General features: G+C 51.5%; 10 protein-coding genes and 3 riboswitches. Of the genes, 4 read left to right on the top strand and 6 right to left on the bottom strand.

Annotated features, from left to right (window positions below; genetic code table 11):
• The gene (locus tag BHV73_RS06885) at positions 1–1,377 is read right to left on the bottom strand and encodes a cobyrinic acid a,c-diamide synthase CobB (protein ID WP_195501230.1); all 1,377 of its coding nucleotides are present in this window, start codon (positions 1,375–1,377) and stop codon (positions 1–3) included.
• A gap of 136 nt (positions 1,378–1,513) precedes the next feature.
• Between BHV73_RS06885 and BHV73_RS06880 the strand changes: the two genes are divergently transcribed.
• Together BHV73_RS06880 and BHV73_RS06875 are read left to right on the top strand one after the other, a co-directional pair.
• Positions 1,514–2,944, top strand: a complete 1,431-nt coding sequence (locus tag BHV73_RS06880) for a RapZ C-terminal domain-containing protein (RefSeq protein WP_009120858.1) — start codon at positions 1,514–1,516, stop codon at positions 2,942–2,944.
• A 3-nt stretch (positions 2,945–2,947) separates the two neighbouring features.
• Complete coding sequence (locus BHV73_RS06875) at positions 2,948–3,709, top strand: nucleotidyltransferase family protein (protein ID WP_255379932.1); 762 nt, start codon at positions 2,948–2,950, stop codon at positions 3,707–3,709.
• Here BHV73_RS06875 and BHV73_RS06870 read toward each other — a convergent pair.
• The 5 genes from BHV73_RS06870 to BHV73_RS06850 all read right to left on the bottom strand — a co-directional run bounded on the left by BHV73_RS06870 (position 3,706) and on the right by BHV73_RS06850 (position 9,277).
• Positions 3,706–5,391 carry a putative transporter gene (locus BHV73_RS06870; protein WP_009120856.1) on the bottom strand — a complete coding sequence of 562 codons (1,686 nt, stop codon included), beginning with the start codon at positions 5,389–5,391 and terminating at the stop codon, positions 3,706–3,708. The two genes, BHV73_RS06875 and BHV73_RS06870, sit on opposite strands and share 4 nt — an antisense overlap.
• A 106-nt stretch (positions 5,392–5,497) precedes the next feature.
• Positions 5,498–7,030: an acyl-CoA carboxylase subunit beta gene (locus BHV73_RS06865; protein WP_286737435.1), complete on the bottom strand. Its 1,533-nt coding sequence runs from the start codon at positions 7,028–7,030 to the stop codon at positions 5,498–5,500.
• A 2-nt stretch (positions 7,031–7,032) separates the two neighbouring features.
• The gene (locus BHV73_RS06860) at positions 7,033–7,548 is read right to left on the bottom strand and encodes an acyl-CoA carboxylase biotin carboxyl carrier protein subunit (protein WP_009120854.1); all 516 of its coding nucleotides are present in this window, start codon (positions 7,546–7,548) and stop codon (positions 7,033–7,035) included.
• 12 nt (positions 7,549–7,560) lie between these two features.
• Positions 7,561–9,072, bottom strand: a complete 1,512-nt coding sequence (accC, locus tag BHV73_RS06855; protein ID WP_148359728.1) for an acetyl-CoA carboxylase biotin carboxylase subunit — start codon at positions 9,070–9,072, stop codon at positions 7,561–7,563.
• Positions 9,038–9,277: a cysteine-rich CWC family protein gene (locus BHV73_RS06850; protein WP_073212646.1), complete on the bottom strand. Its 240-nt coding sequence runs from the start codon at positions 9,275–9,277 to the stop codon at positions 9,038–9,040. Before BHV73_RS06850 ends, accC begins: the two co-directional genes overlap by 35 nt.
• 62 nt (positions 9,278–9,339) lie before the next feature.
• Positions 9,340–9,549, bottom strand: a riboswitch (cobalamin riboswitch).
• A gap of 54 nt (positions 9,550–9,603) precedes the next feature.
• A riboswitch (cobalamin riboswitch) is annotated at positions 9,604–9,807 on the top strand.
• A gap of 140 nt (positions 9,808–9,947) precedes the next feature.
• On the opposite strand from BHV73_RS06850, the gene BHV73_RS06845 reads away from it, so the two are divergent.
• Both BHV73_RS06845 and BHV73_RS06840 read left to right on the top strand, forming a co-directional pair.
• A complete protein-coding gene (locus BHV73_RS06845; protein WP_009120851.1) occupies positions 9,948–12,008 on the top strand; it encodes a TonB-dependent receptor plug domain-containing protein in 2,061 nt (686 codons plus the stop codon).
• Positions 12,009–12,082: 74 nt separating this feature from the next.
• Positions 12,083–13,282 (top strand): sirohydrochlorin cobaltochelatase, encoded by a 1,200-nt coding sequence (locus BHV73_RS06840; protein WP_087411991.1) that lies wholly within the window; start codon positions 12,083–12,085, stop codon positions 13,280–13,282.
• Between the two features lie 774 nt (positions 13,283–14,056).
• Positions 14,057–14,340: riboswitch (cobalamin riboswitch) on the top strand.
• Positions 14,341–14,392 lie beyond the last annotated feature (52 nt).

Below are 14,392 nucleotides of genomic sequence, written 5' to 3'. Positions count from 1 at the left end.
TTATTCAAATAACTTCATTATATCCGTCTCTCCCCAATAAAGGTGCGTATAACTCGCTATCGTGTTCTTATAACGGAATACGGGCGTACTCACCGGCTGCCCTTTGGCGTTATACACCTGCGCAACGGTAGGCGGCATATACAGCTCTTTCCGGCTGTCATCGGGAGCCGTCCCCGGCTTTCCAAACTGCGTATAATGAAACTCGTGTCCCCGCAAACGCTGCCCCTTATAGTCGAAGCTGCGATACCCCAATGTCAGTTTCCGGTATGCACTCTCATTGGAGATATAAAAAGGAAATACACCCGCCATTCTGTCGAACCCGCAACCGCCACCCTCATGTTCCCGTTTGTCATAACCTATGGCATACGAAAGGTAAATCAGTCCGCCACACTCCGCCAGTGTCCTGCCACCGGACTCTATATACTCCCGAACGGATTCTTTCACCTGACGGGCTCCGGCGAGCGTCACGGAATGCTTTTCAGGATACCCGCCCGGCAAGTACAACAAATCGATATCCCGCGATATGGGAACATCCTTTTCAGGATCGAAGAAAGAGACACTCCCCATTTCGCGCAATATCTCCAAATGTTCCTCATAAATGAAAGAGAAAGATTCCTCATTACGCGCCACCGATATACGCAGACCGCCCGGTTTCCGACCGCCGACCCTATCCTGCCCCTTTCCCCTCATTTCCCGCAACGGAAGCGCCGTCTTTTCCAGCAATAGTTTCCAATCCACGTATTGCTCCAGCAACCCTGTCAGAGTACCGATGGCATCCGTACCTTCGGATCGGCTGAAATCAAGCCCCAAATAACGCGATTCCTGCTCCAGCGCTTTCGTCTTCGGAAGGTAGCCCAAACAGGCAACGCCCACCTCGTCACACACTTCCCGAAGCATTTCATAATGCCGGGGCGACCCCACACGATTGAATATCACCCCCGCAATCCGTATCTCCGGACGAAAATGAATGAATCCCGACAGCAAAGGAGCCATCGAATAAGCGGCAGACTTGGCATCCACCACCAGCACGACAGGAAGCTGCAACAACCGCGCTATCTCCGCCGAAGACCCCCGGTCGCGATCGTACCCGTCGAACATCCCCATCATCCCTTCCACAATGCAGGCGTCCGCAGAAGCGGCGCGGCGCGCATAAAGCTCGCGCACATGTTCACCGGAAGCCATAAACGTGTCCAGATTAACGGACGCGCGTCCGCATACAGCCGTATGGTACTTGGTATCGATATAATCCGGGCCGCATTTAAAAGGCTGTACCGCCAACCCTTTTTGCGTCAGCAGAGCCATCAGGCCGCGGCTTACGGTAGTCTTTCCGCTACCCGATGTAGGGGCTGCTATGAGAAATTGAGGAATGTGGCGCATGTCGCTTGAATTTAAATATAAGGTATAAAGTATAAGCAGGCTCTCCGTTACAGACTGACTTACGGATTTTATTCGGCAAAGGTAAAAATATCTCCGACAAAAACCTTATCTTAGCTGCCAAATATAAAAAACCGCTATGATAACCGAAGAACTTAAAAAACTCTACATCGCGCATACCGGGCACGAACCCGAAGCCATCGACGAACTTCCCTCTTCCGGCTCCAACCGCCGTTATTTCCGCCTCACAGGCACGCCTACACTGATAGGCGTCAGCGGCGAATCCGTCGAGGAAAACCGTGCCTTTCTCTATATGGCAGAGCATTTCCGCCAAAAGGGCTTACCCGTACCCCAAGTATTTATCCGTTCCGAAGACGACGTGTACTACCTTCAGGAAGATTTGGGAGACACTCTCCTGTTCAATGCCATCGAGAAAGGGCGCAAGACGAGCGTATTCGGAGAAGAGGAGAAGCAATTGCTGCGTAAAACCATCCGCCTGCTGCCCGCCGTACAGTTTGCCGGAGCCGACGGCATGGACTTCTCCTATTGCTATCCGCAGGCGGAGTTCAACAGCCGCAGCATCCTGTGGGACTTGAACTACTTTAAATACTGTTTCCTCAAGGCAACCGGCATGGATTTCCAGGAAGACCGTCTGGAAGATGATTTCCAGAAGATGGCGGACGTACTCCTTCGCAGCAGTTCCGCCACTTTCATGTATCGCGACTTCCAAAGCCGCAACGTAATGATTAAGGACGGCGAACCCTGGCTTATCGACTTCCAGGGCGGACGCAAAGGCCCTGTCTACTATGACGTGGCTTCGTTCCTGTGGCAAGCCAAAGCCAATTATCCCGACAGTCTGCGCCAAGAGCTCCTGAAAGAGTACATCGAAGCCTTGCGCAAATACCAGCCGGTGGATGAGAACTACTTCTATGCCCAGCTCCGTCATTTCGTACTGTTCCGCACCATGCAGGTGTTAGGCGCCTACGGTTTCCGCGGTTACTTCGAGAAGAAGCCCCACTTCATCCAAAGCGTGCCTTTCGCCATTGAAAACCTGCGCCAGCTGTTGCAAGAGCCTTACCCCGAATATCCGTATCTCTGCAAAGTGCTGCACGAACTGACCGAGCTGAAACAATTCACCGACGACCTGCAAAAACGCCGTCTGGTGGTAAAAGTCACCAGCTTTGCCTATAAAAAAGGCATCCCCGAAGATTCTTCCGGCAATGGCGGCGGCTTCGTATTCGACTGTCGCGCCGTGAACAACCCCGGTAAATACGAACGTTACAAGCCCTTCACCGGCCTCGACGAACCCGTTATCCGCTTTCTTGAAGAGGACGGAGAAATCGCCGTCTTCCTCGAGCACGTATACGCCCTGGTGGATGCATCCGTAAAACGGTATATGGAACGCGGTTTCACCAGCCTGTCCGTATGTTTCGGCTGTACAGGCGGTCAGCACCGCTCCGTATATTCGGCACAGCATCTTGCCGAGCACCTGAACAAGAAATTCGGCGTGCAAGTGAACCTGATGCATAGAGAACAGAACATAGAACAAAGCTTTAGCGCAAAAAAGTAAACAGTGAAAGCAATGATATTCGCTGCCGGACTGGGTACCCGCCTTCGTCCGCTGACAGACCACACCCCGAAAGCGCTCGTCTCCGTAGCCGGAAAACCGATGTTAGAACGGGTGATTCTACGACTGAAAGAGGCCGGATTCAATGACATTACGGTCAACATCCACCACTTCGGAGAACAGATTATCGGGTTTCTCCGCGCCAATAACAATTTCGGCGTCACTATCCACATCAGTGACGAGCGGGATATGCTGCTCGATACCGGTGGCGGGATAAAGAAAGCCCGTCCTTTTCTGGACGGCGACGAGCCGTTCTTAGTACACAACGCCGACATCCTTTCCGATATAAGTCTCGCAGAGTTTTACAGGCATCACCGGGAGAGCGATGCGGAAGCTACACTGCTCGTCAGCCGGCGGCAGACATCCCGTTACCTGTTACTGGATGACGCCAACCGTCTGCATGGCTGGATTAATAAATCCACAGGCGAAACCAAGCCCGAGGGGTTCTCTTTCCGGGAAGGCCGATACAAGGAAATGGCTTTCGGCGGTATTCACGTCATATCCCCTTCCCTTTTCCGCTATATGGAAAGGGGACAATGGAAAGAAAAGTTCTCCATTATCCCCTTCTACCTGTCTGTCTGCGAAACAGCCCGCATACAGGGCTATCCGCTTCAAGACCGCTGTTGGTTCGACATCGGCAAACCGGAAACACTGGCTAAAGCCGAAGCGTACTATTCGTCAGACCGGCAAGCGTCCTCTTCTTTTTAAGCCAATGCCAATATCAGAAGTTGTGCGGTCAGCACCCGTAGGAACATAGCCAGCGGATAAACCGTAGCATATCCCACGGCGGGCGCATCGCACGAAGTCAGTTCCGATGAATAAGCCAGTGCCGGCGGATTGGTATTCGTTCCTGAAAGTACGCCTATCAGTGTATAGTAGTTCAGTTTCCAGGCATAGCGTCCTATCAGTCCGCCCACCAGCAACGGAACTATCGTTATAATCGCGCCGTATGCTATCCACACATAGCCGCCCTCGTGGATAATGGTATCTACGAAGCCTTTACCCGCTCCCAATCCCACACATGCAAGGAAGAGGGAGATACCTATTTCACGTATCATCAGATTGGCGCTCATGGTGGTATACGTTATCAGTTTATACTGGGGGCCGAAACGGCTGATAAGTATGGATACAATCAGCGGACCGCCTGCAAGCCCCAGCTTGACCGGTTGCGGAATGCCCGGAAACATGAAAGGCAGACTTCCCAAAATACATCCCAACGCTATGCCCAGGAAGATGGGAATCAGGTTCGGATGGTTCAAACGTTTCAAGGAGTTGCCCAGTACCTTTTCCGTATGGCTTACAGCCAGTTCGCTACCCACAATCGTTACCCGGTCGCCCATTTGCAACTGCAGGTGAGGAGTTGCCACCAAATCCACTCCCGAACGGTTGATACGGGTGATGCTTGCACCGAAGTTATTACGGATTTTCAGCTGCGCCAGCGATTTCCCATTCAGTTCCGGCTTGGTAATCAAGATACGGCGGGAAATCAGTTTCTTGTCCTGCTCCCACTCCGCGCTGATCTGCCTGCCGAAAAAGGCGATGATGGCTTCCATATCTTTCGGGTTGGAGATGAACAGAATTTGGTCTTGCAGATGCAATACCGTATCGGCATTCACCAATTCCACCTCGTTTTCCGAATCACGGTGACGGATACGCGAGATGACAAACGCACGGTTCAACAACGGTTTTATCTCCTTTATCGTCTTGCCGTCCACCGCCTCGTTTCGTATCTCCACGGAAACGGGGCGTACGGTCAGCTCCTGCAGATGTCCCAGCCCCTGTTCGGCTTCCGCCTCTTCTTTCCGGGTATTGATATGGAGCAGATATTTCAACGCCAGCAAAGCCAGAATACATCCGATAACACCCAAAGGATACGCCACCGCATAGCCCAATGCTATCTCCGGCGCGTCAATCCCGTTCAAATCGCTGTTGGCCTGCTGCGCAGCGCCCAGTCCCGGAGTGTTGGTCACCGCTCCCGACAAGATGCCGACCATTGTAGTAATAGGTATTCCCGTTATGAAATGAAGCGCCACCGTAATCAGGACACTGATAAACACAACCAGTACCGCCAGCACATTCAGCGTAAATCCCCCTTTCTTAAAGGCGGAGAAAAAGCCGGGCCCCACCTGCAGACCGATAGAATAAACAAACAGAATCAATCCGAACTCTTTCAGGAAGTGGAGTAAGTGTTCATCCAGATTCAGGTCGAAATGACCGAATACGATACCTACGAACAATATCCAGGTAACGCCCAGCGATATTCCGGCAACCTTTATCTTGCCAAGCATAATGCCGAACGCGATGACAAGCGACAAAATAAGTACGGAGTGCGCCACCCCGCCACCCCACAGATTGGGGTATCCCTCAAAGAGATTTCTTAATAATTCCATAGTTTCAACGTATAATAACAGGGTAATCGGTAATCAAGTAAAAAAAGTACCCCCACAGAAATCACTTCTCCGGGGATACAAGTTTTCACACATTAAAAATAACTATTTATAAAGGCATATTGCCGTGTTTCTTCGGCGGATTGCTCTGGTTCTTGTTATGAGCCATTTCCAATGCCTGTACCAGCTTATAGCGGGTGTTGCGGGGCATGATTATCTCATCGATGAAACCTCGTTCGGCAGCACGGTAAGGATTGGAGAACTTCTCCTCGTATTCCTTGATAATCTCTTCCTTCTCTTCGGGAGAGGACTTTCTGTACAAGATATTCACGGCTCCTTCCGCGCCCATTACGGCAATCTCGGCCTGCGGATAGGCAAGATTCACGTCAGAGCCGGTAGGCTTGCTGGACATTACGATGTACGCGCCGCCATAAGCCTTGCGGGTTATCAGCGTTATCTTGGGCACGGTAGCCTCTGCATAGGCATAGACAATCTTGGCTCCATGACGGATGATGCCGTTGTGCTCCTGTACCGTACCGGGCAAGAATCCCGGAACGTCCTCAAACGTTATCAGCGGAATATTGAAACAGTCGCAGAAACGTATAAAGCGTGCCGCCTTGTCCGAAGCGTCGATGTCGAGCACGCCTGCCAGATAAGCCGGCTGGTTGGCTACAACACCCACCGAACGTCCGTTCAGCCGTCCGAAGCCCACCACCACGTTCTTGGCGAAGTGGGGCATCACCTCAAAGAAATACTGGTTATCCAGTACCGGTTCGATAATGTCCTTGATGTCATAAGGCATATTCGGGTCTTCCGGTATGATGGTCTGTAACGCTTCCGTCTGGCGATGAATATCATCCGTACAAGCTGCGAACGGAGCGTCTTCCATATTGTTGGACGGCAGGAAACTCAGCAGTTCACGGATGCTCATCAGCGTCTCCTCTTCCGTATTGCACATAAAGTGGGTGACACCGCTCTTGCTGCTATGCGTATAGGCGCCGCCCAGTTCTTCCTTGTCCACTTCCTCGTGCGTAACGGTCTTTACCACGTCCGGACCCGTGATGAACATATGGCTCTGCTCCTTCACCATGAAGATAAAGTCCGTCAGTGCCGGCGAATAGCATGCGCCACCCGCACAAGGGCCCAGGATAGCCGAAATCTGCGGGATTACTCCCGAAGCTATCGTATTCTGATAGAAGATGGAAGCATATCCCGCCAGGCTGTTCACGCCCTCTTGTATGCGTGCGCCGCCGGAATCGTTCAGGGCGATGACGGGAGCGCCGTTTTTCAATGCCAACTGCTGCACTTTTACAATCTTGGCCGCATTCGTCTCGCTCAGCGAGCCGCCATGCGCCGTAAAGTCGTAGGCGTATACAAACACCTGACGTCCGTCAATCTTTCCGTAACCGGTCACCATGCCGTCGCCCGCTATCTGTTTCTTCTCCATGCCGAAGTTCGTGCAACGGTGGGTAACGAACTTATCCAATTCATTGAAAGTGCCCTTGTCCAGCAGCATGTCGATGCGTTCGCGCGCCGTCATGCGCCCGGAGGCGTGTTGCTTCTCTATCTTGTCTACTCCGCCACCCAGCGAGGCGCGTTTATCCAGTTCCTCAAAACGCGCGTATATTTCTTCTCTATTCATGATTATTCTTCTTTAATAAGTTCCAATTCTACCAATACCTGATTCGCGTTTACCGGCTCGCCTTCGTTCACCAATATGTTTTTCACGACGCAGTCCGCATTAACCTTGTAATTGCTCTGCATCTTCATGGCTTCCAGCACTACGGCAATGTCTCCGGCCGCCAGGCGGTCGCCCGCCTTCACGGGAATGCTCACTACCTTACCCGGCATCGGGGCGATAATCTTGTCGCCCTGTTTCTCGTCCGCCCCTTTCTTCATGTGCAGATACTTGGCTTGCGTATCCACGATATCCACATGATACGAACGGTAGAACATACTCACGTCATAGCTCTTTCCGCCTTCTCCACGCACCAGTCCCGCGTTGAACGAGTTCCCGTCGTGCAGAATGGAGCAGCTTCCGTTTTCCGCCATTACGATATCCACTTCGTACGGCTTCCCGTCGATGGTGAGCTGTACCTTATTTCCCTCTTTACTGACCAGCGTAACGTCCGCCACACGGTCTCCGATATGTATTTCCATAAACAATCTCCTTTAAATTCTCAGCACACCCTTCTGCAATCCGAACTCGCGCCAGCGGCTGATAGGACGGCCGTCGGGCAACTGTGTCGAAGCGTTCTCTTCCAGGTTCACCAGATAATCCATATAAGCCGCAATCATGGCGACGTTCTCTATCTCTTCGTTGCTGCCGTTGGAGCGTACCAGCATGCGCGCGTTCTTCTCGATGAACAGCGTGTTGTACTCGCCCTTCACAAAATCGGGCACGTGCATGATACGTTTCAGATAGGCAAGGTTGGTTTTCAGTCCGGTTATCTTATACTCGTACAGCACACGGCGCATACGCTCGATGGCGTATTGGCGGGTGGTGGCCCATACGATGAGCTTGCCTATCATCGGGTCGTAGTAGACGGGGATTTCGTATCCCTCGTACACGTTACTGTCAATGCGCACGCCGATACCGTTCGGTTCGGTCAGTTGCCTGATGATACCCGGCGAAGGCATGAAGTTGTTCTCCGTATCTTCGGCGCAGATACGGCACTCTATGGCATGGCCGCGCTGGAAGATGTCTTCCTGGCGGAGATGCAGCGGCTGGTTGTCGGCTACAAAAATCTGCTCTTTCACCAAGTCCACGCCCACCACTTCTTCCGTGATGGGATGCTCCACCTGCAAACGCGTATTCATTTCGAGGAAGTAGAAGTTCCTGTTCTTGTCCACCAGAAATTCGATGGTACCCGCACCCGAATAGTTTACGGCCTTGGCGGCGGCAACCGCCTTCTCTCCCATCTCCTTGCGCAGCTCTGGCGTCAGGAACGGCGACGGGCTTTCTTCCACAATCTTCTGGTTGCGGCGTTGCACCGAACACTCGCGGTCGAACAGATGAATCACATTGCCGTGGTTATCACCCAAAATCTGGAACTCTATGTGATGCGGTTCTTCCACAAACTTCTCCAGATACACCGTGTCGTCACCGAATGAGGACATCGACTCCGAACGCGCCGTATTATACGCTTCCACCACTTCTTCTTCCTTGTGAATAAGGCGCATGCCTTTGCCGCCACCGCCCATAGACGCTTTCAGCATCACCGGATAACCGATTTCGTTACAGATGCGTACGGCCTCTTCGGCGCTTTGCAAAGGCTGTTCCGTACCCGGCACTACGGGTACGCCGGCCGCAATCATCCGCTTGCGGGCGGCTATCTTGTCGCCCATGGCTTCCATGGTTTCCGCCGAAGGGCCGATGAAGATAATGCCTTCTTCCTTGCAACGGCGGGCAAACTCCGAATTCTCCGACAAGAAGCCGTAGCCCGGATGAATGGCATCCGCACCGCAATGCTTCGCCACTCCGATTACTTTCTCTATGTTCAGATAACTCTCTTTGGCCGCGGCCGCTCCTATCGGATAGGCTTCGTCGGCGTACGCTACATGATGCGAAGTACGGTCGGCTTCGGAAAATATAGCCACGGTCAGTATTCCCATTTCCTTGCAGGAGCGCATCACGCGCAGGGCAATCTCACCTCTGTTCGCTATCAATACTTTCTTTATCATTTTCTCTTGATTTATTTATATAAGGAATATTTCCGGCCGCCAATTGCGTCAGACAAGCATGACACAAGCAATCCGGATAGGTTTCTTTCAAATAAGCGTGTTGCTCCGGGCTCAGCCGGACGGACGCGCAATGGCACTGTAATATATCATTGTGCATGCACTCGAATGTTGCACCACAACGCGGACATACCTTTTGCATAGGCATCTCTTTTTTTATAGTTAAACGTTAACTTGGGCTTCGTACTGCTTTCCTATCCCACGAGAAAAGACAGACTTTAATGAATGGCAGGTCTTCTGACTGACTCCTTATCTTGATGCCTTCCCGATATATAAACGCATATCAGTGGCAAAGGTTCTTATCAAGACTTCGTTTGACGGAGCTTCACAGCAGCGGGACTGTCCGGGATTTACACCCGGTTCCCTTTTAATCCGAACGGCAGATACGTCCGTCCGGAACCGATTCGGGGGGCAAAGATAAAGAAAAACTAAAATAATTAGGAATAAAAGACAAAATAATGTATAAAAGTCTTTATCTTTGCTCCCGGAATTGGCAATCGGGAAGGCATATCCGCCTGCCGATGTAAGGGAATCCGGTGCAAAACCGGAGCTGTACCTGCAGCTGTAATCCTCAGTAAAAGACGCTTGTATCCGCAAAAGCCACTGTCGCAGCAATGCGATGGGAAGGCAATACAAGCAGAGGAGAGCCAGAATACCTACCTGTTTCCGTAACTTGAGCACTGAGCTTCCAGGATTAGAAGCGATGTCCCCCATACTGATACGATAGGATTCCTATTTTACTCTTTCGGGCCATTATCCTTTTCGCACACAGAAGCGACGTGCCGTTTTGTTTTATTCAACGTAAAAATCGGTAGACGATGAAGCACAAGTATTGGCTTGAAGCGGTACTGCTGTGCGGTGTGATGCAATCAGCCACGGCGCAAAGTATCCTTAAAAACAAAGATGAGAAAGAACTCTCGTTACTGCTCAACGAAGTAGTGGTAACAGGTACGGGAACCGAACACTACCTGAAAGACGCCCCCGTGCAGACAGAAGTGCTCACAGGAAAAGCATTGGAGCAATACCAGGCGCGCAGCATCGACGACCTTCTCAGCGGTCTCAGCCCTTCCCTCACCTTCCATGACGGCGATATGGGCAGCCACATCCAGCTCAACGGACTGAACAACGACTATATCCTCATCATGATAAACGGCAAACGCATGAACGGGGACATCGGCGGACAGAACGACCTCAACCAACTGAATCCCGCCAACATAGAGCGCATCGAGATTGTGAAAGGCGCCGCCTCTTCGCTCTACGGCAGCGATGCCATCGCCGGAGTCATCAATATCATCACCAAGCAGAGCAGGGAGAAGATGGAACTCACCAATACCACCCGTGTGGGCGAGCATGGCGACGTACGGCAGAGCACCAGTTTCGGCTTCAGCTACGGCAAACTGAAATCGGTGACCGGCATCAACTTCCGCCATACCGACGGCTGGCGCAATACGGACATGCAATGGGACCAGAACCAACTGAAGTCCGGCTCTACCATGCTTACCGTCAACCGTTCCAGCAACTACACCCTCTCCGAGAATCTGGAGTGGCAGGTAAACAAGAGACTGAACCTCACCGCCGAAGGAACGTACTACGAACGCTGGGTGATGCGTACGCACGGCCCGTGGAAGTACCTGCCCAACGACTTCTACTACCGCAACTACACCTTTGCCGCCGGAAGCAGGTACAAGCTGAACGGGCGCAACTACCTCACCGCCGACCTCTCATACGGCCGCTACGGTTACTTCTACGACTATAAGCTGAAAGACATCACCGACTACTTCAAAGACGGCGACCGCATCACCTACTACCCCGGCCAGCGCATCAAGCAGAGCATACAGCAACAAGTGCTGGCGCAGGTGAAAGGCATCTTCTACTTCGGCGACCGGCACATCCTCAATACCGGTATAGAGTACCAGTACAACCGCCTGGAATCGCCCCACCACATAGCGGGCGACCTCGCTTCCGTCTATACGCTCGCCGCCTACGCGCAGGAAGAATGGACTGCCACGGACAGCTTTATACTGACCGCCGGCGTGCGCGGCACGCAGCACAAGGAAACCGGACTGAACCTCAGCCCCAAAGTATCCGCGCTCTACAAGGCCGGCGACTTCAACCTGCGCGCTTCCTACGCCATGGGCTTCAAAGCGCCTACCATCAAAGAGCTCTACTACGAATACACAGGCAGCATCGGCGGCGGCTCTCTCACCGCCTATCATGGCAATACCGGCCTCAAGGCGCAAACCTCACAATACGCTTCCGTCAGCGTGGAATACGTGGGGAGCAAGTTCCAGGCGAGCCTGACAGGTTACGCCAACTTCATCCGCAACATGATAGAGCTGGTAGAGATAAAAGTCACCCCCGAAGAGAAACTCCTCGAGATAGAGAAAAGCAAGAGATACACCAACCTCACGAAAGCCCGCATCTACGGAATGGACTTCACCTTCAACTACCGCCCCGTAAAAGACATCATGCTGGGCGGCGGGTACAGCTATGCCGATCCGAAAGCGCAGTATGCCGCCGATAAGGGCGACAACTACATGAAGTATCTCTACATCGACGCCACATCCAACCATAACGCCACGCTCAACGCCACCTGGCAGCACACGTGGAACCGTTACCGCCTCGGCTTGGGAGTGTACGGCCGATACCAGTCAACCCGCCACTACGTCAACGACAACAACGCCGACGGCTTCCAGACATGGCGCGTCAACACCGCCCATACCCTGATGAAAATGCGGTTCTGGACGCTGACGATGAACATAGGCGTGGACAACCTCTTCGACTACGTAGACCGCACTCCTTTCGGACGCAACCGGGCTACCAGCACGCCGGGAAGGAATTTCTACGCATCGGCGCTCATAAAGTTCAAGAATAAGTAAGGAAGTCCGCTTCATTAACTCCTGAATTCCCAATAACAAAATATCTTTTTTATTAATCAATTTACAAACAAAGTATGAAAAGTTTCAAGTTTTATCTGATGGCGGCTCTCGTAGCGGCCGCAACTTGCGCGGGATTCACTTCCTGCAGTGACGACGACGATGCGGAAAGTACCGTAAATCCCGCAACCAGGGTAGTAGCCGAAACCAAGAAGCATGATACCGCTATCCTGCTCTGTACGTTCGGAAGCACTTATAACGAGTCGTTGGATGTATACAACGACATCATCGCCGATTTCCAGAAGCAGTTCCCTCAAACAGACATCTACATGTCGTTCACCTCACGTACCTGTATCGGCCGTGCAGAGGCTTCTACCGGCGAGGCGCGCTACAAACTGGACCAATGGCTGAAAGCTATCGGCGATGCGGGATATGCACGCGTAGCCGTACAGTCGCTTCACGTTATCCCCGGTGAGGAATACCTCTCGCTGATGAATACCGATATCAAGAAAAACTTTATGATTGACTGGTACCCGCACATCGACGTATTGAAAGGCGCCAACCTGCTCTCTACCGATGACGATACGGAAGAAGTGGCACGGGTTCTTTACACTCATTACAAGGACAAACTGGCCGACAAGAAGAACATCGTTCTCCTGATGGGACACGGTAACCCCGATGTGAACTACAATGCCAACATCAAGTACTCCGAAACCCAAACCGCCTTGCAAGCCCTCGCCGCGAACAAGAATATCTTCGTAGGTACCGTAGACTACGGCGAAATGCTTTTCTGGCCGAAAGAAGAGGAAGAGAAAGCCGCAGACCGCATACCGGTAGCTTCTCCCGACCAAATGATAAGCAGCTATCCCGGCTGCATCTACTCACAAGTGATGAAGTATTGCAAAGACAATAACCTGCAACCCGCAGACGTAACCGTTTACCTCGCTCCTTTCATGTCCATCGCCGGCGACCACGCCCACAACGACCTTTGGGGTATCGAAGCGATAGCCGAAAACAAAGGCTCGGACGAAGTGGAACTCAACACCAACGAATACAGTTGGCGCGAACGTCTGGAAAAAGCAGGTTTCAAGGTAGACAGAGCGTTTGAAGCCCACCCCGTAGGCCAGGCTGATGCCGACCACGGTATCAAAGACGGTTGCGGTATCAAAGCTTTGGGCAGCTATCCCGAAATCCGTGCAATCTGGGTGAACCACCTGAAAGAGCAATGGGATGCCGACGCTTGGGAAAACGGTGAAGGATATCAACCGGAAGCATAACGTTCTTCCTTTTACCGACAGATGTCCGGCTAAGAAAGAACATCTTTGTCCCACTGCCGGAAAACGACAAATATTTTCTTAATTCAATAAGGAAGAAAAGGAGAAAAAAGGCAGAGGCAGAGAGAAAAAGCGGGTATTTCTCATTTCGGGAGAGATACCCGCTTATTGTATTAATAATCAAACCATTAAATCAAACAACTAAAGGATACTCAAACATCTTCAGGTTCATTTTTGGGGTCACTTCCTTATTGACCCTTTTTGGCCGGCATAAAGCAAATTATCAAAACGCTAAATGACAACATTTTTCCACAAATAAGATAAGCACATCTCTCTTTCATTTGCAACACCTCTTATTTACCGGTTATCCGTAAGCCCGCAAAATCATCTGTTCCCAATGGGCATATAAACCAAGTAACCCCTTTCCTTTTTATTTAACAAAACAGGATTCTTATTTACAATAACTATTCATATTAATCAGGTATTTCATTTTGCGTAACAAATTGTAAACCAGAAAAATAAGCATTAAATAGGCGGTAAAATAGGGTCAATAAGGAAGTGACCCCCAAAATGAACCTTCCACCAAGAGCCCATCAAGTAAAAATAACCGACAGCCCCCCTTTCTCATCCGTCTTACAAGCTAAAAATATTCATCCCATGAGACCAAACCAACCGTCTCACGAGATGAAAACATTCATCCCGCAAGACAAAGCGAATCATCCCGTAAGACCGATTGCATTATCCCGCCCTTTCCTTCATCAATTAAAAATAAACCCCTATCTTTGTCACCGCTTAGGTGATACACCCGTTGTTCCAACGAGTTGTATAAAAGGGAATCCGGTGCGAAGCCGGAACAGTGCCCGCTACTGTAAAGCCACTTTGCCCCGTCCGCTTACCGCGGCAACGGAGCATACGGAAAACATTCTTCAAAACGATGCCACTGTCTTACAGACGGCTGCCGATAGCAAGCGCCGGTTCGGGCGCATCGCAGTCCGGGGGACGGGAAGGTGTGGTTTTCCGCAGGGCTGAGTCAGGAAACCTGCCTTGGCGATTACACAGTCAACGCCTTCCCGGGGTCAGGAAGACAAGTATTAATCTTACATTTTTCAATAA

Source organism: Bacteroides sp. 44_46, from assembly GCF_001915465.1.
In the GTDB taxonomy this organism is placed as follows: Bacteria; Bacteroidota; Bacteroidia; order Bacteroidales; family Bacteroidaceae; genus Bacteroides; species Bacteroides clarus.
The sequence above is the reverse complement of the archived record's forward strand: the minus strand, read 5'-3'. Positions and strand labels throughout refer to the sequence as shown.